This window comes from uncultured Nostoc sp. (assembly GCF_964247315.1).
Classification (GTDB): domain Bacteria; phylum Cyanobacteriota; class Cyanobacteriia; order Cyanobacteriales; family Nostocaceae; genus Nostoc.
This window is the reverse complement of sequence record NZ_CAXTTT010000013.1, coordinates 1-22043: the sequence shown is the minus strand read 5'-3', so window position 1 is coordinate 22043 and position 22043 is coordinate 1. Positions and strand designations below refer to the sequence as shown.

Sequence of the window (22043 nt, the reverse complement as noted above, 5' to 3'; positions counted from 1 at the left end):
TTAGTAGATAAATCTATTTAATACCACAAGTGCTTTACACAATTGCTGTATTTCATCTCATTATTCAGCAACACTTAACAGAATAGTTAAATCACAATATCTGCGGCAAAGTTCCGTAAATTATCCTGTCGCCACTTGGCATCAGCTTTACGATTTGTTCGTAACTCTAAAACCCGAATTCCTATAGTTGGGAGCGGGTTTAATCTTTGGTGCAATTGCTGCCAAGAAGTAATTAATTCATGCTGCACATTATAAGTAGCGCACAACTGAGCAAAATCTATATCTTGCGGAGTACCAAAAAACTCTTCAAATGGTGGCTCAAATTTAGCAATAGGTAACATTTCAAAAATACCACCGCCATTGTTATTGATTAACACAATTGTGAGATGTCCGACAAACTTATTGCGGATTAAAAAACCATTGGTGTCATGTAACAGAGCCAAATCTCCCGTTAACATCACACTACTTTGCTGGCGATGGGCAATTCCTAAAGCGGTGGATAATGTGCCATCTATGCCATTTGCACCCCGGTTAAAGTGCGATCGCACTCCTAAATTATTTGGTTTCCAAAAATATTCTACATCCCGCACAGGCATACTATTGGCAATAAACAGTGACGTTCTTGGCGGTAAAATCTGAGAAATTAACCAAGCTGCTTTACTCTCAATTATTTCATCTATTTTCCCCATCGTCTGGTCAACAACTAACCTGACTTTAGCTTCCGCATCACACCATTGCTGCAAATAGTCTGAGGAGAAAGATAAATTTATCTCCTCTGCTTTTATATCTTCTACAGATATCCGTAAATGCGTTGTCCTCCCGTGCAAAGGGTCGAGGTTTTGGTCACTCTTGTCAATTATCCAGCGTCGCGGCTGGGTTGCATCTATCCAGCTACGCAGTTCTTTACTCGTAGGCATTTCACCCACCTGAATCACCATTTTGGGCGTTAACTGCTTTGCTAATTGCTGATTTCGCAAAATCAGGTCATAGGTAGAAATTAAATAGGGGTTGAGTTCGGCATAATTTCTGACTGGGGAGAGTCCCTCAGCTAGGACGGGCCATTTGAGAGTTTGGGAAAGTTGCGCGATCGCTCTACAATATTCCTGTGGTTGCTGGGGTTGGGCAACACCTGCGATAATAATGCCGTGATCGCATTCTTTCCATTCTTTGGGAATGGGGAATGGGGCATGGGGCATGGGGCATGGGTTTGCTATTCCTGCGAAAAAGTCTTCTGGTTGAAACTGTGATTGCAAATAACTCAAGTCCGTTCCATCAGGAACAGGCGCTAAGGGATCGCGAAAGGGAATATTCAAATGTACTGGCCCCTTTGTAGGAGTTTGCGCTCTTTCCCAGCTATGAATTACCGTTTGTCGCAGATAAGCTAGCATTCCCAGATCGGCACAGGGTAAGGCTAACTCTGTTTGCCAATTTGGGTAGTTTCCATATAATCTCAATTGATCTATAGTTTGCCCAGAGTGACAATCTCGCAATTCTGGAGGTCTATCGGTGGTTAATATCAACAGTGGGACGCGACTATATGAGGCTTCAATGACTGCTGAATAAAAATTTGCTCCTGCTGTACCAGAGGTGCAAACTAATACTACAGGGCGATCGGTTGCTTTAGCTTGCCCCAAAGCAAAAAAGGCGGCGGAACGTTCATCGAGAATGGAAATCGCTTTAATTTCAGGTGCTTGTTGAGCAAAAGCGATCACTAAGGGTGTAGAGCGCGATCCCGGACAAATAATAGCACAAGTCAATCCCAACCGCTTTAGCGTCTCTGTTAAAATATAAGCCCAAAGTTGATTAACATTTTTATAAGCGATCGGCATTAAATTAAACATAGCTATAAAACAATCTTAAATTTTAGATTTTGTCTAGGGAAATTCAATTTAAAATCCATCAATGCGGTATTGGGTTCCATCACCGCCACGCGAGTTTCTGGGAAAGAAAATATCCAAGCAAACTTGCTCCACTTTCTACAAAATGCACAATTTGCTCTCAAACTTTTATGGACTGCATTCATTTAACGGGAATTCGCGGCTATGGCTATACTGGGTATCTACCAGAAGAACAGGTGCTAGGGCAATGGTTTGAGGTGGATGTGAGATTATGGTTAGATATCTCCACAGCGGCCAAGACTGACGCGATCAAAGATACTTTAGATTATCGCAGCGTCATTAGCTTGATACAACATCTGATCAAAACGTCTAAATTTGTTTTGGTGGAGAAATTGGTAACAACGATCGCAGATTCTATCCTCCAAGAGTGCGATCGTGTAACAAAAGTCCAAGTCACTCTCAGCAAACCTGCCGCACCTATTCCAGACTTTGGTGGCAAAATTAGCATTGAACTTACTAAAATCAAGTCCAATATTTAATTCACAAAATGTGTTTTTTTTCAATATCTATCAGCTAGCAAAGAACAGGGGGTTTACGTGGAACTTGGGAGTGTCTCACAATGAGAATCTTTGCTGCCATTGCCTCCAGCACCTGCTGATTATCAAAAAGCTAAAAAATACCGCGATTTGCTGATGAGCATTTAACTTGCATATTTTCAGAGGATAGGAATTGTGATTAAGTATTAACCAGAAGCTATAGGGCTAGTATTGGATTTGTAAAATATGCGTAGTGTAGTGGCAAGGTTAAAATAGTGCATTAAAAATGTATCAATTATTGAGATTTGAGTAAATATAACTACTTTTTATATTGCACACATTTAGGCTTACCAGGCTATTACAAGACCAGTAAGTGGTATTTTTAAAAAGCAATTTACAATTTTTATCTGAATATTTATAAGTAATACGAGTTTACTCATTATTCAAGATTTCAGATATTTTTAGACCGGAATCTAGACCTAATCGGATATAAAAGCTACTTATAGGTAAAGCAGCATTAAACTTTTTATAAAGATTAATTATTATTAATAATTTAGTCAGTATATATTATTATATTACATACAACACACTCTAGATTTTTTAACTTATATTAAAGTAATATACTGGGATTTTATGAAATTTTATTCTTGATTAATTTTTATATAGATATTATACTTAGTGTTTATACTTTCCCAATAGAAAATTATTGTATACATTTTCAAATTTGAATTTGATGTTAGTAGCATCATATTAGCTATATAAATTAATCAAAATTAGCTTTGATAAGCATAGAAATTGCCGGAGATTAATAACATGATGCTATTTACTCATTAGTCAGTATTAATATCAAGCAAGAATACAGGGTAGTTAGAGATTGTTTATGATAAGATAAGCACTTTTAACTTGAGTTGACACTGACAACAAGAATCTGAACCTTAGCAAACAGGTTATTGTAACATGTTCGCCCAAAAAATCCTAGTTGTTGAGGATGAAAAAAATATAGCCTCAAAGATTAGAAAAAGTTTACAAAAATTAGGTTATTTAGTATCAGAAATAACTGAATCTGGTGAGGAGGCAATAAAAAAGGTAGCAGAAACTCATCCACATTTAGTATTAATTGATATCTGTCTAGCTGGAGAAATAGACGGTCTCCACGTAGGGGATATTATCCAGAATCACTTCCATGTACCTGTAATATATCTAACAGAGTGTTCGGAATATAAAACATTACATAAAAATCAGCTAAGTGAGCCTTTTCGTTACATAGTCAAACCATTTATTGAAAGTGATTTACATTTTGTGATTGAAATGACCCTGTACGAACATCAGAGCAAAAAAATATTATATGAAGAAAAACAGAGGTTGATGGCAATTATTAATAGTATGGGTTGTGCAGTGATTGTGACGTATGCAAATGGTTGTATTGAAATGATGAATCCCATAGCAGAATTAATCACTGGTTGGAAGCAAAGTGAAGCGTTCGGGAAAGACTTAATAGAAGTCGTTAACTTAGTTAATAAAGATGTAGGAGAAAAAATTGAAAATTTGGCTACTTATGTAATCGAAGCCGATGAAGTTTTCAATTTACCAGAAAACTGTACATTGATTACCAAGGATGGTAAAGAAATAACGATTGGAGATAATGTTGCACCTATCCGCGATCGAGATGGCAATATTACTGGCGCGGTTTTAGTTTTTCAAGACATCACTAAACGTAAGCAGACAGAGGTGCAACTGATCCGCAATGCATTTTATGATGGGCTAACAGAATTACCGAATCGTATTTTATTTTTAGATCGGCTCAGACAAACGATTGAACGTAGCAAACGCAGAAGCGATTATTATTTTGCAGTTTTATTTTTGGATTTAGATGGCTTCAAAGAGATTAACGATCGCTTTGGGCATGGAATAGGGGATGATTTTTTAGTAGCGATCTCTAAACGTTTAGAGTCGTGCTTACGTGGTGGCGATACTTTAGCACGATTTGGTGGTGATGAGTTTACTGTTCTTTTGGAGAATATTAAAGACATTACCGACGCAACCAACGTTGCCAAACGTATTCAAGATTCCTTAAGATTGCCAGTTAACCTGAATGGATATCAATTATCTACTACAGCTAGCATTGGTATTACTTGGAATTTTAATAATTATGAGGAGCCTGCAACTGTGCTAAGAGATGCTGATATTGCTATGTACCAAGCTAAACAGCAGGGAAAGGCTACTTATGCCATATTTAGTTAAAGATGAAAATGATACTCTAGGCACTACTAAGGTTATGGTATACAACCGAGAAGCCCCATAAATCTGTCATGGAAAAAACCGAAAAACAGAAAATGCTCGCAGGAGAATTATATCTGGCCGAAGATCCAGAATTGGCTGCAGAAAGTAAGCGAGCTAGTCGTCTATTGCGAAGGTATAATTCTACAACTGAAGAACAGCAAGAGCCGCGACAGCAAATTTTGCAAGAATTATTTGGAAAAATCGGTCAAAAAGTAGCAATTGTGCCACCCTTTCACTGTGACTATGGTAGTAATATTTTTGCTGGCGACAAATTGTATATGAATTATGGCTGTGTAATTTTAGACTGTAATACAGTTCACATTGGTGAAAATGTTTTATGCGCTCCTTATGTACAAATTTATACTGCTTATCACCCAACAGAGCCAGAAATTCGTCTTTCTGGGAGAGAATTAGCTGCCGCAGTTAACATTGGTAATAATGTCTGGATTGGTGGCAATGCAATTATTTGTCCAGGTGTAACTATTGGTGATAACACAACCATTGGTGCTGGTAGTGTCGTTGTCAAAGATATACCTGAGAATGTTGTCGCTGCTGGTAATCCCTGCCGCGTCATTCGGTATTTGTCGTAGAATTTAAAATTTATAACCTCTAGCAATCCAATAGAGCCAGTCTGCGATCGCTTCTTGAGTTTCACTGTCAGCATCAATGGCTGCTATTTCAGATAATTTGGCAGAATATACATCATCATCCTTACCATTAATATAAGCCACTTCGACAAACATATCTTTTAAGCACTCATCATCTGGGGCCATTCCCAGTACTTCCACTTGTTTCTCCTCGACAGCACCTGATTTGCGTCCCTTCTTAGTCCATGTAGCCAAAAAGGGAAAATTCAGAGCCTCTTCGAGGTAGTAGTACCAACCCATAGCCCGGTCTTCTTTGTCTTCAGCATCTACAACGATCTCCGTTTTAATGCGATGCTCTCGGTTTTCGTCGGCTTCAACACTAGGCATAAGATAACACTTTGCGTATAATTCATTTTGATAATACTACCAAAATGTTTCTAAAATCATAGTTAAATATATCTATTATGTCCACTTAATTACTTATTCACTTCCCACAACCTCACCCCTTAATCTTCTCTTTGGAAACTCTTAGGGCAGGGTGGGGTGAAATGACTGTGGCAATCATAACTAATTATCTGGAAATGATATAAACTCTACAAAAAACCGCTTGTCAATGACAAACGGTTTTCTAGTTATTGTTCTTAAGAGGAACGTTATTCGTTGCACTAAGATGCAAAGTTTTTCTTAGCGCTCAAGCGCAAAATTTTCACAGATTAAACAAGTCTCAAATCAGGATAATTTGCTAACACATCATCAGACGTGAGAGTATCATTTTCAGCTTGCGGAGTCCAAAGAACTTCAAGTGCTAGAAGCTTTTCGCTAGGGATGCTACCAATTTGCCGCAAAGCTTGACGCAAATCATCAGCACTATTAATCGCTGTGGGGATTTCAAACTTACCTAGTGTCGCCGCCAGCAAGGTGACAATAATGTATTCACCAGCGCCTTCGGTAAATAGGCGGGTGGGGTTGTCGAGTTCACCAGCCGGAGGTAAAGCATCTTTGGCAAGGGCTGCTTTTAGCTGGTTGTTGACGTTAGAAAGAGTTTCTTCACTAAACTTGCTGCGTTCTGCCAGTGACAGCCGATTAAACTGACCTTCAGCTGAATTCAAACTGGCTTGTTGAGTGCCACCACCTGCATATACAAAGTATTCGGGATGGCGGAGTAAAGCGAGGCTGGCTTCTTGTAGAATTTCTGCTCTGCCCTCTGGGGTGTTAGTATCAGCAGTCTCAGCAATGTGATTGAGTTCATTTTGCAATTCACGGGCTTGAGCTAACAAACCTACTTGCAAACGAGTTACAGAAACAGGAGAGTTACTGCTGAAATCTGTTTCTCCAGTTTCACCGCTAGAGACGCGGCGGAAAGTTTGCAATAAGAAATTAGCGATCGCCAAGAAAATTAAGATGGTAAATACACCACCAAATCCTCCTCCAATACCCCAGAAGGGAAGTAGGAAGGGAAAGCCAAAGCCACCACCAAAACCACCACCAGGATAGTATCCGCCCCCGCCAGGAGGTGAGTAGGTGCGCGGTGTATAGGTGCGGCTGGAAGGTGCTCTAAAGGAGCCACCACCAATACGACCCCCACTGCGGGCTGCTAATGCGCCATCGGCGTGACCAAGAGCCAAAGCTAATACCAAGCTTAGGGCTAAGAAGGTTTTTAACAGCGGTTTGATGGTTTGTTGTAGTTTTTTACGCATAAGACTATCGCTTGAAAAACGGAATTATTATTTATGATTTCTCCCTATGTTGGGAGCAGTGTTGCAGGATGTCGCTAACGCTAGCCCCTAACAAGCAAGTTTGTAGCATTCTCTTTTAGAGGCTACATATTTAATTTACCGCGTCTTATCTTGGGTAAGCAGCGATCGCAGGGGGGATTTCTCGACTGGGGAACCGTACCTGAAGACATGTTTATCCTCACAGAAATTTGCGATGTCTACGACGGGCTACGCCTACGGGCAATTGTTTGCTATGCCTTGGACTACGCACTTTCAGACTACAGTTTTGAATTATATAGATGATTTGAATTTTTAGTGATTATTTTGACTATTTTTTTTAATTATTCACTGAAACGGTGTTGAGTAAAAAACAGGAGTTACGCAAAAATCCGAGTAGCAAGTGAATCTGACTTCTCACGGAATTTGAAAAATCTCTCTTTTTCATATATCTCCTTCTAGCAGAGAGACTTTAAATTTTCTCTCTTCCCGACACGCCAGGAGGTAAGGTTTTTCCTGGGCTTTTCCACATCATGTCAAAAGTCAGGAATATTTATTTACAAGTATTCCTTTTTAACTGATTACTCATGATTTAGAACTGCTCAACGACTTGCCATCATTAATAGCATTATTAAATACATCTAAAATACCTAAATTTACGCATACATGTAATATTTTAGAGTGTCTGTGATGCTTGTCAGTTATGCCAGCCAGACACCATCTTGCTGTTAAACAGTTACAAGTATTTTTAGCATTTTGGCACAATAGTTCAAGTATTTAGAATATTCTCTTGAACGTAGCTAAATTTGGGAATTTTCGCAACAGTTGTTTACTGAGCAATTTCGCTACAAGTGCTAGCTTTTATTTATTGTTCATCATGTACATAATTTTTCATTAATTGAGAAATTTGCAACAAAAATAAAATCAACACAATAAAAAAACAATCTTCCTGGCTAATCTTCTAAAATAGGCTTCAAATTTGTCTACCAAATTCGTTTTAAAAGAAATAAAATAATAATGATGGCTTTGAAAGTAATCCTAATTTGAAATAAATTAAAAACTATTTGAAATATAGTCATCAACTTTATTATGGAACATATTTCTCAACTAACAGCCGAAATCAGAGACAAAGCTGCATACCCAGATATCCTAGTCATATCCCGGATCTTTCTACCGAAAGAAGCTGTAATTGGGGAATATATCTACAATCGTTGTCTGCAAGATCCAGAACGAGTAATTGTGCTGGCAGCTAGTTGCTCAGGAGATCGAGTATTTGATGAAGGTCAACAGTTTCCTGTGTATCGCTGGTATTATCCTAAATATTGGTGTAGCGGCTATGTGGGAAATATCCTGAAGCCTTTGGTCAATATCGTCTGCTCATTTGTCCTAGCAATTAAACTCTATTTTCGCTATCACTATCGTTATATAGAGTGGGGCCACGGCTATGATTTTCCTTCACTGTTGCTATTGAGCTATTTGTTACCTATTCGCTTTTTCATCTATCTGCACGGCAACGATCTTCTTTGTACTTTACACAATCCCGTGCTGCGATCGCTATTTAAATTAACACTCAAACGCGCCGAAGGCATTGTTTGTAACAGTTCTTATACAAGAGACTACCTCAGAACTGCTTTCCGATTAGATACTCCTACCCATGTCATTAACCCAGTAATCAGACCAGAAAAATTTGCTAATAATGTAGCCAGTCCCAGTAGCCTTGATGATTTACGGGTTCGCGTGCGTCAAATGTACAACATTCCCGAAACAGCAATAGTTATTCTCTCCATCGGCAGGCTAGTAAAACATAAAGGTTTCGACCGAGTAATTGATAATATCCCAATACTGCTAACTTTTGGGGTTGATGTCCACTATATACTCTGCGGTCAAGGCCCAAGTGAATCTAAACTGAAATCTCTGGCACATCGTTTGCGGGTAGATAAGCGCGTCCACTTTGCCGGATATGTACCAGAGCGAGAATTAGCAGGTTATTATGCAGCTTGCGACATATTTGCCATGCTGACTTTATCGGATACTAAACCTAATAATATGGAAGGTTTTGGTATGAGTTATTTAGAAGCAAGTTATTTCGGTAAGCCCATAATTGCTCCTCGTTTAGGCGGTGTTCTAGACACAGTTCAGCATGAAGAAAATGGAATACTGGTTAATCCCAATTCTGGTTATGAAGTTTTTCAAGCTTTCAATCGGTTGTGCAAAGACCAGCAACTACGCGAGCAACTTGGTCGCAAAGGTAAAGAATTAGCCAAGCGTAGAACCCTTCATAGATCGCTTTATAAATCAGATTTGTAAGACTTTTATTACATTCAAGGGCATACACTCAGTTTTTTCTTTTCATCAGGGTTAGTTACAAGGTAATCTTTAAGGCGATCGCACCCTTCATGCAGCAGTTCATTTAGTCCCCGGATACGCCACACAATTACCGTATGGTCTTCACTGGCTGTGGCCAGCAGTCTACCATCCGGACTAAAATCTGCACTTCTCACAAAGCCTTGATGACCTCTAAATTCTGCTACTTGTTGTCCTGATAAATTCCACAACCTAGTTGTGTAGTTTGCTGAAGATGTCGCCAGCAGTTTACCATCCCGGCTGAAACTTATTTGTGTGACTCTGCCTTCATAAGTCTTAAATTCTTTTAACTGCTTTCCTGAATAATCCCACAGCCTGACAGTACCATCATCTCCAGATGTAGCCAATTTATACTCCTTGGGGCTAAAACCAACAGTGGTAACATAGCCCTTATGACCGAGCAATTTTTTAGACTGTTTGCTACTAATATCCCACAGTAATGCCGTCCCTTTTTTTCCAACTGTAGCTAGCAGCTTGCCATCTGGACTAAATCTGGTAGTCTCAACTTTACCTCCATGCGGAAATTCTTGTAAATTGTTTCCTTTGAGATCCCACAGTATCGCTTTGCCATCATCTCCAGCACTAACAAGCCTATCTCCTTTATTGTTAAAACTAATACTCCGTATTGCTTGAGAATGCCCCTTGAAAGGTTTCAAAGGTTCTAACGGTTTTCCGGTGCGCGTCCAGAGCTTTATTGTGCCATCTTTTCCACCTGTAGCAAGTAGGTCTTCTTTTTCTTTTGGGCTAAAACGTACAGTATTGACACCACCTTGACTGGCTTTGAATTTTTTTACCACCTTCCCTTCGAGGTTCCAAAGCCTAATATAGTCATCTTCTGAAGCTGTAACCAGTAAGTTGCCTTCTGGGTTAAAACGAACACTACCAACAGCTTTTTCATGCCCATCTAGAACTTTTTCATTCTCTTCTAGTTTGATTAAGGGGTTTTTAGGTTTGATTAATGATTTTCCTGGAACTGCCCAGAATCTCACCGTACCATCATCTTTTCCCGCAGTGGCAAGAGTATCGCCTTTCGTATTAAAGCGAATGCTGACAACACTGCCCTGATGACCTTTAAATTCTGCTTCCAGTGTTCTATTAAAATCCTTCCACAGCCGGACTTTTCCATCGCTACCTGATGTAGCAATCAGTTCATCATTGCTAATACGAACTGTTTCCACACCTTCAGGGTGAGCCTCAAATTTTTTTTCTGCCAGTTCTTTTCCTGAAAAATCCCACAGCCTGACGGTACCATCATCTCCAGCAGTCGCAAGTTGCTTTTCTTTGGGGTGAAACCAGACACTGTTAACACTACATTTTTTAGTGTCTTTAACATTGCATTGATGACCTTTAAATATTGCTATAGGTTCTGTCTGATTGATATCCCAAAGCTTTGCCAGTCCATCCTCTCCAGCCGTGGCAAATTGCTGGTTATTATAAGGATTGGGATTAAGGCTTTTGATACTACTGGTGTGAGCAGGTATTGTTTTAAAAATTCTTCCTTGGAGAGTCCACAATCTGACGTAGCCATCATCTCCAGTTGTTGCCAACAAATTTATTTTGGGGAGAAAACGAACATTATTAACACTACATTTATCGCCCTCTTTTGCTAAGTCGTATTTTTTTATGTCACATTGATGATGTATAGATGTTATGGAAGGTGGAGACCAATTCTGATCTGCTAATAAAAAATTCCACATCTGTGAAACATCCCACAGTTTTACCCAACCATTACTTGCACCTGTCGCCAATATTGTTTGATCTTCGTTAAAATCGATGCTTTTGATACTGTTATTGTGCAGTTTGGAATTTTTCAATGTTATCAATGGCTTTCCTTGGAAATCCCGCCATGTGACTGTGCCATCTTCTCCACCGGCAACAATTAATTCCTGTTGGTTATCCTTTTTAATAAAACGGATACTGTTTATACCTCTTTGGTAAGTATTGATTTGATTTGTTTGATGAATATTATCCAGAATCTTCTGCAAAGATAGCAGAGGACTTGTGGCTGGACAGTCTTGCAAACAATTACTATTCCAAAAAGCCATCTTTTTGACTTCTTGTCCGGCTTCCATTGCTGACACTAAAGCCTCAATTTCTCCAGCACCAGACTCAAAATTTCTTAAAGCAGTGACTCCAAAGGCTTCAACTTCAGCTGTCCATCGTAGCCAAAATGCAAACATAGCTAAGATTGAGACTACTACGAAACCACTTGTCAGCCCAAATAGAGTAAACTTGCGACGACGTTCTTTTTGCTGACGATCGCGATCGCGCAGTGCCAAACTCTGCTGGATGAAACCTTGCTCTGCTTGGCTCAACTCATCTTGGCATTGCTTGAGCCAATTTTCTGCCTCCGCTAGGGGGACACCTCGCAGCAATGGCCCTTCATCTTGTGCGGCATTTTCCCACTGACGCATTCTCGATCGCAATAATTCTTGCCAAATGCGGAAAGAGCGATCGCTCTCGATCCATAGGTGCAGCCGTTCCCATTCTCGAATCAAAGTTTCATGAATAATCTCTACCGTTTCTTTACCAGCAGTTTCATCACGTCCAGTCACTACCAACCGTGCATCAGCTAGACGCATTACCAAATCCCAATTCTTCTCCACTTGATCTCTGGTAGCCAGTCTGCGAGTGTCTTTTGGCCCTTCACTAGGAAGCACCAGTTGGACAAATACTTGCTGCGCCCGTTGTTGTTCCTCTGGTTTGAGTTTGGCAAACTCAGCTTCTGCATGGTTCGCCAACGACTTTTCGACACCGCCGATCGATTCATAAGCAGCATGAGTCATTTGACAGTTTTGCTGCTTTACCCATAGTTGCGTCAAAGCAAATTCCAGTAAAGGCAAATTCCCTGGTGAATCTACCACCGTTTGGAGAATCCGCCCCACAAGACCCTCTTCTAAACTTACCCCTTGGTTATTTGCCGGTCGAGCGATCGCCTGCTGCAATTCTTCTCGGTTCATCGGAGCAAGTTTTAAATCAGCATTCTGCAAAGCATCAGCAAAGCGACGATCTCCAAGCGCATATCCTAGAAAGTCAGCCCGCAGCGTCAGCACAACGGTAAAATTCTGCACTAACTCGACAGCTTCCAGTAATTGATTTAAAAATAACTGACGCTCTTTGTCATCTAAGCGAGAAGTATACAGTTCCTCAAATTGATCGATAACCAGCAAGAGGCGAGAATTCCCAGCTTGCGCCAAAATTTCAGATAAAATTCTGTGTACTGCTATTTTTCCCGATCGCAATCCATGAGCTAATTCCCCAGCATCAATATCTTGTTGTATCTTCCTCTGCTCTGGTTCACGCAGACGCACAAGTATCGCGACTACTTCATCTAGAGGATGAGTTTTGGGACGAAAGGACTCAATTAGCCAATTGTTTTGTTGGCGCAGATGGGGAATCAAACCTCCAAAGACTACACTAGATTTACCACTACCAGAATCCCCAATTATTGCTACCAGTGGCTGTTTTTGGACAGCATCTACTAGTTTCTGAGTGAAAATCTCCCGTCCAAAGAAAAATCGCGCATCTTTTTCCCGAAAAGCAAATAGACCCTGATAGGGACAAGAGGCAATAGCTGGCCATGCTGTAATTAGCACCAGGGTAGGAATCATAAAAGCAGCTTTGGTTTCTGGTCGGTTCATTTCAGCCGCCACAGCCATTCCCGCTACACCCTGAAGTTCTTCATCCCAGATAGGCGCACCACTGAAGCCAGGTTCTAATCTATAACCTGGTTGTTTGAAATCTTCTAGTTGCACCCAACCGTTAGCGAGTCTTCCCCGTAACTTTCCCAGCGCAGAAACCCCATTGGGTTGTCCCCCTGGAAAACCCAATACGCGAAAAGAATGTCCCCAAAAATCATCAGATGTAATTAATGGTGCGCTTTGAGATCCTGGGAGAGAATTTTCTAACTCCAAGCCAGCAATATCTTCTGCTTCTGCATCGGGATTAACAGGTTTCCAAAAGACAACTTTGGCTTTCAGGTACTGTTGAGCCGCCACTAAAGGAAAATCTAAGGTAATTTCTGCATCTGGCATTTGGGTAGTTTTTCTCGGAAGTCCCAAGGCATCAGCTACGACATGGGCGCAGGTGAGGATGTACTTCTGGGAAACTAAGAAACCAGCACCAATTACTTTGCCACTATTGGAGTAAATTCTGACAATAGATAAATCAAGGATTGCTGCCATTTTGTGATTCTTTTTTCCACTTCAGGGTGATTTCATAGTTGACTTCGCTATTGCCAGAAGCTACAACCGCCCCAAGTTGAGCGCTAATCTTGATGCCAAACTTGACTTCTACTTCATCTGCTGGCTGTTTGATGCTGCCTATTTTGGTAATAATCGCATTAGCTATCGGTTTAACGCTTTCTAGGGCTGACTCGAAAGTTTGTGTAGCTTTATCAACTACTTGGTCTCGCAAACCGATGCGATCGTCGGTCTGTGCGGCTTCGTCTACTTCAACAAGAATGGATTCACCACTTTCAAGAGGAAATTCTACTATGCGTTTCACAATAAACTTATAAAATTGGGTATAAATACATAAAATTCAATTTACATTGATTATAGGAAGTATTCTATTACTTGAGCTTCCCAGATAATGCGACTTTTAGAATCTAACGATAATTTTGCAACCCCAAATAGGTTGATCAGAAATATGCTGAAAACCTTGAGGTTGAAACAGTCTTAGTCTGTTTCAAATCAACTAACCGCCACCAACAATAGTTACCACTTCTAAGCGATCGCCTGGTTGCACTTTTGTTTCCGTCCAAAACTGGCGGTGTAAAATTTCGCCATTATATTCTACAGCTACCAAACGGGGATTGAAACCCAACTGTTGAAGCAAATCGGGTAAATAAATTTGAAATGAGCAGCTATGGGTTTCCCCATTTATCTGAACAGTAATCTCATTAGACATAAATGTGGGGAATGGGAAATTGGGTATTGGTTACTTACTTTGGGCTAATGACTAATAACAAATAACAAATGACTCTTTTAAAGTTCTGGTTTAATGCGATTAAGTTGGGAGAGCAAATATTGAGTCACTAGGGTAGGCTGTTCGGCTTGCATAAGCGATCGCACCACCGCTACACGTTCGGCTCCGACATCGATCACATCATTGATATTATTGGCATCTATTCCCCCAATCGCAAACCAGGGAATTGAGCAATTTTTAGCAGCATAACTGACGTATTCTAGCCCTGTTGCTGCCTTACCTACTTTTGTGGGAGTTTCATAAACTGGCCCCACGCCAATATAATCTACACCTTCAGCAATTGCTGCTTGCATTTCTTCTTTATTTGTGGTAGAAAGCCCTATCAAACGCTGCGAACCTAGTAATTGCCGAGCAACAGCAATAGGCATATCTTGTTGTCCCAGATGCACCCCATCGGCATCGACAGCTAAAGCTACATCCACGCGATCGTTAACGATGAACAAAGCGCCGTAAATATGGCATAACTGCCGAAGTTTTCTTGCTTGTTCTAGACGCAAAGAATCATCGGCGGTTTTGTCACGGTATTGTAAAAGCGTTAATCCTCCTTTGAGTGCAGCTTCGACATTGTTTAACAAATTTTCACTAGGGGAAGTCACAAGATACAAATGCGATCGCCACAACAATTGATGGCGCTGATGACCCATTAAACTACTTTCTAGGGTATAAACCTGATAGCGCATCTGCTTACAAGCTTTAGCCATATTTGGCTGGAAAAGCTTGCTGTATTCTTCCAACACCCGTAATGCTTCTTCTATCCGGCAAAAGTTAGCTTGCAAGATTGATTTTATACTAGCTCGTTGTTCTTCTTGAGGATGAGTTAACTCAGTCCCAGGATCGCCTGGTGTATCTCGCGCCGCCCGCAATTCTGACGTATGCCACTTGGCTACCTCTTGTCGCAGCCGCTTGCATTCAAGAGCCAACTGGGCATTATTCAACCCAAACCGACACCATTCCTCAATAATTCGCAAGCCCTCACGAGCGCGGTCTAAATTGGCATCTAAAATGCGGTAAACAACTTGCTGTATTTGCTCTTTTTGGCTGTATGGCTCGACCATCACAACAACCCCATTAGTGCTTTCATCGAAGTGTGAATTATCATAAGTCCTAGTAACCATAAGTTAATTAATTTGCTTTTTTTTACTAATTTTTGCGGAATTTACGCAAAACAACGCAGTAGTGAGGGTTACGGTAGATTATCCCATGTTCCTATAGACAGTGATAAGGGTAGTTTGAGGCTACAGTTTCGCACTGAGCTTAGTCAAGTCTTTTATGGTAAACAACAAGTTTGCAAAGGACTGCCAAAAGGGAATACACCAGAAAATCCCCAATAGATATATTAGTGAAAACAACGTAGAGACTAGGAGTGTTACGTCTCTACAAGGGTTTTAGATAACGCATATTTAATTTAGCTCTTATATCTATTTAGATATGGGAGTGAAATTGACGTAGGCACAATTCATGAATTATGCCTACAAATTATTTTGGGCAACGCACAATTAATTTCTGGAGAGGTCTAATATCATTTATTACTATGTATTAAATATCGCCAATCGATCAATATATGAGTAATATTATCGACATAATACTCTCTAAAGAGTATAAGAATTTATGATTACTTATAAGGAGTTGTGTTAAATATGATTTTCCCTCGTGTGTTTACTGAGTACCGTAGAGTAAATGTTCTGTTTGCAAAGCTGAAGTTTCTGAAATCAGCAAGGCTTTTATTTTTTAGTTTTTCAGTATTATCTTTTACTGTTGGTATGGGGGCGGCAAGTATAGCGTTCCTGGGTATAAGCTTGGATAGTGCGATTGCTCAAATTCCATCGACACTAGATTCAGCGCCTCTGAATCAGAAAACACCTTCTCAGGCTAATGTGCTATTTGTCAATTCTGGTTTTGGAGATGACAAGGCAGGCAATGGCAGCGAATCCGCTCCTGTAAAGACGATTACCCAAGCCTTGCGATTAGCTAAGGCCAATACTGTAATTATGCTTTCCACTGGTACTTATAGCGCTGAGACAGGAGAGGAATTTCCCTTAATACTGAAACCGGGTATTTCAATTCAAGGCAACCCCAGTAATCAAGGTAAAGATATTATCATTCAAGGAGGCGGTGATTACCTGAGTCGGAGCTTTGGCGGTCAAAATGTCACAATTGTTGGAGCCAGCCAAGTCTTGCTCACTGGGGTAACGGTGACGAACTCTAATCGCCGTGGTTACGGTTTATGGATTGAATCTAGCAATCCGGTAGTCGCGGAAAATACTTTTAGTGGCAGTACTCAAGATGGGATTTCCGTCAGTGGTAATGCTGCACCCACCATTAGCAAGAATTACTTCGATCGCAATGGAGCTAATGGCATCACAATTGCTGGTAACTCTAGTCCCCAAGTGAAGGAAAATGTCTTTCACCAAACGGGTTTTGGGATTAATATTGCCCAAAACGCCGCTCCTATACTTATAGGTAATCAAATTCAGAACAATAGATCGGGAATTGTGGTACAAGCAAATGCCCGCCCGATTTTGCGGAATAATTCTATTCAAGATAATAAAGAAGATGGTTTAGTTGCGATCGCTCAAGCAATGCCAGATTTGGGTAGTGCATCGGAACCTGGGGGTAATACATTTCAAAATAATGCCCGCTACGACATTAACGCCAGCGCTGCTAAACAAGTGATTCCTGCTGCTGGTAATAACCTTGTGAGCGATCGCATCACTGGCAAGGTAGATATTAATGGTACAACAGCACTAGCAATCCAAAATTCTCAACCCGCTCCCAACAACGTATTACGACAAATACCACCAACTGGAGAAATCACCTTCTCGGCTCCCGAAATCTCTGAAACTACTAATGGGCAAACCAGCAACACCATTTCAGCAAATAATTCTGTTTCTGGGCAATTAAACAGTCAACGGCTGCCATTAATGCCAGCCAATAATGTACCGCTTTCCACGCCTATATCCAATCAACAACCACCCACTTCTAGAGTCGCCGGATTTCCTACTCCTAGCAGCTTGTTAGGTAGACAAATACCAACTAACACTTCAAGAGTTGCAACTTCCAGTTCAGCACAGCCACCTGATACACCACAGTTAAATTATGTGCGGATTGATCCTAATACTATTGAGTTTACTGCTCTTGAGTCCCGATCCAATTCAGTTGCACAGCCACCAGTTCCAAGTATCAGGGAGCAAACACAGCAACCATTACCAATACTAGAAACTGCTGCCCCAGGTGCTTCAGAACTTTTACCACTTCCCAATCGCAATATCTCTATTGTTAATACTCGCAATCTGCAAACAAATTCTGCAAGTATTTCCGATAGTGGTAACTCTGCAAGACAATTTGGTGTGCGTTATCGCGTAGTAGTGCCACTTGCAACTGATAAAGATCGAGATTTAGTAAAATTCCTTGCTCCTGGTGCGTTTCCCACAGTTTGGCAAGGTCAAAGAGTTATGCAAGCAGGAGTATTTAGTAGTGAATATAACGCTAAAGAAATGCTCAAAACACTCTCTAGCAAAGGTTTAAGAGTCATTATGGAGCCGTTGAATTAATTCGGAATTGGGCATTGGGCATTAGGCATTGGGCATTGGGCATGGGGCATGGGGCAAAAGATATGGAATTAGCGAGAAAAGCACCTCAAAATGAATATTGATCCACTTGAGAGAGCGATCGCTTTTCTAATGTGGGGAGGCATCGCTCTTTTAGTCAAGGGGGCGATCATATTTTGGGAAGTCAGACCTGCTGGGATTGCTGACGCACAGCTTTAATTTCAGCCCTGATTTCATCGTCTGTAATCTCATTTACGGAGGGTTCAGCATAAAGTTCTTGAATTAAAGCCGTCAAATCTGAACGTAAATCTATTTGAATCAAGGCTCTAGCGACTTTTGCTCGTTCGTCTGGCTGCAACTGTTGTACCGCCGTAATAAGTTGTTCCAAAGTAATTGGGATCGATACCATGTCAGTACCCATCATGATGGTTTCTTAAATTTTAGTGCGTTTGTGCGATCGCTATCAGTCCCAAGGAGAATTGACGACTTGTATTCGTTTGTTGCAGTCAACTTGGCAAATATGAAGGTCAGATCCTTTTCATTCCTTTTTTTGATTGTCATTGGCGATCGCGGGTCAACCTCTTCGCTACGGGACGATGTTATCCTAACTTGTCACGAATGAACCGATTTAATTTTATTCAATGGTAAAAGGTTTGGAACCGACCATCGAACAACTTAAAGCATTCTTTGACTTTTGCGTTCAGGCTAGTAATTTGCTTAGAGATATAGCATTGGTTAATTTGATCAGAGGACAAGCTGAATCGTGATTTTGATAGGCGAAACCATCCAAGTAGAAATTCTTAGTAATGGGGAGAACATTATCCGATGACAGACTATTTAACTCTTAATGAGCAAGAATTAAGACAATATGTGATATCAAACCCCCAGGATGAGGAGGCATTTCAGCATTACCTCAGCATCATGAGAGCGAAACCGGGGGTAGTGGTCAGCACTCCAGAACAATTAGAGGCTGAGTTAAAACGGCGTATTAATCAAGCTAGTTAACATAGAACCCGTTACTGACATTCTAGTAACGGGGTTTTTTCAATTTAGCAGCTTGACTCAATGTGAATTTTGGGACTTGCCTTTATTCAGCAATGCCGATATTCCCGCGATCGCACACCCTTATATCTGCGCTGATTTGGCGACTTGCGTCTGGATACAGCAGGCTCAGTTTTTTCCGTTTTACCAACTTTCGGTGATTGGCGATCGGCTAAGATATCCAGGGCAGACAAATGACGAAACTCGACGGAACAAAAGTTAGCGTTACCGCCAGGGCTGCCAGATTTTTCTCGTTTTGTCAACATTCGGTTAAAAGTTGGCATTACAAAGGATCTATCCCACTTTAGGCGTGTGTTCCACTTAAATGCTCAATTGTAGACTGGCGCATCAAGATCCAAAACTTAAACTATGAGTTTTTTATTTCGATTCCGGAATTGATAACAACAATTATGTGGTAATAAATACAATAGGATGCCGTGCTTACGAGGTACATATGGAGCCATTGACTGCTCAGGAGATCATAACTCTCGCTTTCACTAAAGGTTTTGAGAAGACAACCCTTATTAAGATAAAGCGACTATACGATTTTATTAGGGACAAGATGTGTGTAAACCAAGAGGATGAAGTAGCATTTGTTCTAGCTGAAAAAGGGTTTAAGCGAGATTTAGATAAAGTTGCTAATTGCTTGCAGTCGGTAATGAAATTTGATTCAAATTTTGCTCAAGAGATACAGAAACTAGCTTATGAGATTCGGCAAGAAGAAAAACCAGTTAAAAAAGTAGGAGTACTAGTTGTACATGGTATAGGTAAGCAAAAACAAAATGAACACTTAACTAGTGTAGTCAGAAATATTGCTAAAACTCTAAAAGATGATAATTCTCAAGGTGCTCTAGAAATCCAAATTACAACAAATTTTCCTAACAAATCCAATACTAAAAAAGTAGAAAAAGATTGTATTAGTGATACTGGGGCGTTCGCATCGATTTTTGTTAAAAATAAAATAAATAGGATTACTCAGATAGATTTTCATGAAGTCTGGTGGGCAGATCTTGGAGAGCCAACTACTCTTAAGACACTATTCTCTTTCTGGGCTTGGGCGTTTTCTTTGTGGACGACTAGTGGATATTTTGAGAATAAAATTGTCGATAATAATCAAGCCCAGAGGCGACTTCCAAAAGGAAAAAGCATACAAGATATAACAATTAGAGAAAGGCTAATTTTATTTGGACTATCTTTAATTGCTTTTCTTATTTTACCTATATTAGCAACTATTAGTAAGTTTTTGTCTCTATTTGATATTAGTATTTTACACTTAGACACACTTTCCCAGTATCTTAGTCGAGTTCAAATTTTTGAACAAAGATTTCGCAATTCTCCAGGGGCATTGGAAGATTTTGACCAACCACCAAGAGTCGTTATTCGACGACGTATGGTAGAAGCTTTAATAAAAATGGCACTCAAAGAATATGAACATTGGTATATTCTTTCACATAGTCAAGGAACAGTACTTGCTTTCAATGGGTTAATGGAGACACAGCAAATACTTCCAAATTACCTTTCAAAAGAATTATGGGAAGAGGTCAAACTTAGCAGTCTTTATAAAAAAGCTACTAAAGACGAAGATGAAGCATCAGGTTACATGTATCCAAAACGACCTTATTGGCTAGATCCGGAAGATATGATTGATCGTAGAAAATTGTTTGTAAAACTAAAAGGTTTTATAACTTACGGTTCTCCACTAAAAAAATTTGCTCGTTTATGGCCAGCAATTGTTTATCTTAACCAGGATGAGAAAGTCTTCCGTAGTAATTTTGAATGGATAAACATTTATGATCCAACTGATCCTGTGGCATCGCCTATTGAAGAGTATTTTACTCCCGAAGACACAAGTACTTGTCACAATGAGTATAAAGCGCCATGTCCAATAGATGTTGCTTATAGAATAAATGGTATGAATATCCATTTACTTAGTCATATAGCCTACTTAAATTATTCTCAGAATCAAAAAAATATTTGTATTAATCAAATTAGTAAGTGGCTATTAAATGGTTCAACTTTTAGCAAAGATTGTTTTCCAGAAATTTCTCCTCGGCAGGATAAGTTATGGGTTGGGACTCGAATATTTATTTGGTGGATACTCGGAATTTACAACAGTATCATTCTCACCTGGCTTTTAGGCGATCCATTGATTAATAAAATTATTTCATATTTTCCAATTTATATAAAGCAGCATAGTATAATTCGCTGGATATGCAGTCAATCATATCTTTCATATCTTTTTTGGTGGGATAACTTTTTATTGGATTTATTAATAGTTTTACTTTGGAGTTTTATAGTCGTCTTTTTAGGTGGGATTTTCAATAAGATTCTACGTTCAAACAACTCTGAAAATCAAGATAAAGCTATGGAAGATATTGAATATTATTTAGCTCAAAATAGTAATATTTCATTTCGCTTAGATGAATTACAGAAAAAATTTGTTTTTTACTCAAAAAAGACAGTTAAACAAGCATTAAAAAAATTAAGTGAGGATAAAATTATTTATCAATTAGTAAATAATGATTTTTTGCTTTGTTCTAATATAGATATTGAAATAAAGAATTTTGTTTTGAAAGATTGGGAGAATCCTAAATATATAGGAATAATTTGCCAAAGTCTTGCAGAAATAATAAAAGATATACATGAAAAAGAAAATAAAAATTTTTCTGCTTATGTTAACGCTAAGGAAAAATTAACTATTCATTATCAAAAAAGTAGTTTTTCAGAATGTAATAAAGAGCGTAAAACTAAACATAAGCATAGTATAAAAGTTACAGGAATTACACTGATTAAAGATGACCCAGATGGGTATTTAAAGACAGATTTATATTATTTTTCTCCTAATAATTGTTCTAATCTTAAGGAAATTATTGATAAGAAAGACCAGCATTCTGTCAAAGAATCACTGTTGAAAAAGGCATTGGAACTAAGACAACACCTGCTAAGAGAAGATCATCCCGATGTCGTCACCAGTTACAACAACTTGGGTCTACTCTACGAAAAACAAGAACGGTATAGGGAAGCGGAACCACTGTTGAAAAAAGCATTGGAACTAAGGCAACACCTGCTAGGAGAAGAGCATCTTGATGTCGCCACCAGTTACAACAACTTGGGTCTACTCTACGAAAAACAAGAACGGTATAGGGAA

The 22043-nt window shown here is 39.6% G+C and carries 17 protein-coding genes; 8 read left to right on the top strand and 9 right to left on the bottom strand.

Going from position 1 to position 22043, the window contains the following annotated elements; genetic code table 11:
* Window positions 1–86: 86 nt before the first annotated feature.
* Window positions 87–1841, bottom strand: coding sequence for a 2-succinyl-5-enolpyruvyl-6-hydroxy-3-cyclohexene-1-carboxylic-acid synthase (menD, locus tag ACFE93_RS06265; protein ID WP_375472505.1), 1755 nt, complete (start codon window positions 1839–1841; stop codon window positions 87–89).
* Window positions 1842–2008: 167 nt separating this feature from the next.
* Between menD and folB the strand changes: the two genes are divergently transcribed.
* From folB to ACFE93_RS06250, 3 genes are all read left to right on the top strand, one after another.
* Window positions 2009–2377, top strand: coding sequence for a dihydroneopterin aldolase (gene folB, locus ACFE93_RS06260; RefSeq protein ID WP_375472504.1), 369 nt, complete (start codon window positions 2009–2011; stop codon window positions 2375–2377).
* A gap of 954 nt (window positions 2378–3331) precedes the next feature.
* A complete protein-coding gene (locus ACFE93_RS06255; protein WP_375472503.1) occupies window positions 3332–4615 on the top strand; it encodes a diguanylate cyclase domain-containing protein in 1284 nt (427 codons plus the stop codon).
* Between the two features lie 68 nt (window positions 4616–4683).
* Entirely contained in the window at window positions 4684–5244 is a 561-nt protein-coding gene (locus ACFE93_RS06250) for a sugar O-acetyltransferase (protein WP_375472502.1), read from the top strand.
* A 3-nt stretch (window positions 5245–5247) separates the two neighbouring features.
* Here ACFE93_RS06250 and ACFE93_RS06245 read toward each other — a convergent pair whose 3' ends face one another.
* Both ACFE93_RS06245 and ACFE93_RS06240 read right to left on the bottom strand, forming a co-directional pair.
* Window positions 5248–5628, bottom strand: coding sequence for a calcium-binding protein (locus ACFE93_RS06245; protein ID WP_375472501.1), 381 nt, complete (start codon window positions 5626–5628; stop codon window positions 5248–5250).
* Between the two features lie 326 nt (window positions 5629–5954).
* A complete protein-coding gene (locus tag ACFE93_RS06240) occupies window positions 5955–6938 on the bottom strand; it encodes a DUF1517 domain-containing protein (RefSeq protein ID WP_375472500.1) in 984 nt (327 codons plus the stop codon).
* Between the two features lie 150 nt (window positions 6939–7088).
* Between ACFE93_RS06240 and ACFE93_RS06235 the strand changes: the two genes are divergently transcribed.
* Window positions 7089–7259, top strand: coding sequence for a hypothetical protein (locus ACFE93_RS06235; protein WP_375472499.1), 171 nt, complete (start codon window positions 7089–7091; stop codon window positions 7257–7259).
* A 783-nt stretch (window positions 7260–8042) separates the two neighbouring features.
* Entirely contained in the window at window positions 8043–9260 is a 1218-nt protein-coding gene (locus ACFE93_RS06230; protein ID WP_375472498.1) for a glycosyltransferase family 4 protein, read from the top strand.
* Between the two features lie 14 nt (window positions 9261–9274).
* Here the strand turns inward: ACFE93_RS06230 and ACFE93_RS06225 are convergent, their stop codons facing one another.
* The 4 genes from ACFE93_RS06225 to ACFE93_RS06210 form a co-directional block, all read right to left on the bottom strand.
* The gene (locus tag ACFE93_RS06225; RefSeq protein ID WP_375472497.1) at window positions 9275–13501 is read right to left on the bottom strand and encodes a trypsin-like peptidase domain-containing protein; all 4227 of its coding nucleotides are present in this window, start codon (window positions 13499–13501) and stop codon (window positions 9275–9277) included.
* The gene (locus ACFE93_RS06220) at window positions 13485–13823 is read right to left on the bottom strand and encodes a CU044_2847 family protein (protein WP_375472496.1); all 339 of its coding nucleotides are present in this window, start codon (window positions 13821–13823) and stop codon (window positions 13485–13487) included. The genes ACFE93_RS06225 and ACFE93_RS06220 overlap by 17 nt, the downstream gene beginning before the upstream one ends.
* A 192-nt stretch (window positions 13824–14015) precedes the next feature.
* Window positions 14016–14228 carry a sulfur carrier protein ThiS gene (gene thiS / locus ACFE93_RS06215; protein WP_375472495.1) on the bottom strand — a complete coding sequence of 71 codons (213 nt, stop codon included), beginning with the start codon at window positions 14226–14228 and terminating at the stop codon, window positions 14016–14018.
* A gap of 77 nt (window positions 14229–14305) precedes the next feature.
* Window positions 14306–15421 carry a thiamine phosphate synthase gene (locus ACFE93_RS06210; protein WP_375472494.1) on the bottom strand — a complete coding sequence of 372 codons (1116 nt, stop codon included), beginning with the start codon at window positions 15419–15421 and terminating at the stop codon, window positions 14306–14308.
* Between the two features lie 522 nt (window positions 15422–15943).
* Here ACFE93_RS06210 and ACFE93_RS06205 point away from each other — a divergent pair.
* Window positions 15944–17857 (top strand): DUF1565 domain-containing protein, encoded by a 1914-nt coding sequence (locus ACFE93_RS06205; RefSeq protein WP_375472493.1) that lies wholly within the window; start codon window positions 15944–15946, stop codon window positions 17855–17857.
* Window positions 17858–18038: 181 nt separating this feature from the next.
* Here the strand turns inward: ACFE93_RS06205 and ACFE93_RS06200 are convergent, their stop codons facing one another.
* Window positions 18039–18278 (bottom strand): hypothetical protein, encoded by a 240-nt coding sequence (locus ACFE93_RS06200; protein WP_375472492.1) that lies wholly within the window; start codon window positions 18276–18278, stop codon window positions 18039–18041.
* A gap of 401 nt (window positions 18279–18679) precedes the next feature.
* Here ACFE93_RS06200 and ACFE93_RS06195 point away from each other — a divergent pair, with 401 nt between their 5' ends.
* Window positions 18680–18859 carry a DUF6887 family protein gene (locus ACFE93_RS06195; RefSeq protein ID WP_100899738.1) on the top strand — a complete coding sequence of 60 codons (180 nt, stop codon included), beginning with the start codon at window positions 18680–18682 and terminating at the stop codon, window positions 18857–18859.
* Between the two features lie 86 nt (window positions 18860–18945).
* On the opposite strand, the gene ACFE93_RS06190 is transcribed toward ACFE93_RS06195, so the two are convergent.
* A complete protein-coding gene (locus ACFE93_RS06190) occupies window positions 18946–19179 on the bottom strand; it encodes a hypothetical protein (protein WP_375472491.1) in 234 nt (77 codons plus the stop codon).
* Window positions 19180–19307: 128 nt separating this feature from the next.
* Here ACFE93_RS06190 and ACFE93_RS06185 point away from each other — a divergent pair.
* The coding region (locus ACFE93_RS06185; RefSeq protein WP_375472490.1) for a tetratricopeptide repeat protein at window positions 19308–22043 on the top strand (2736 nt) is incomplete at its 3' end.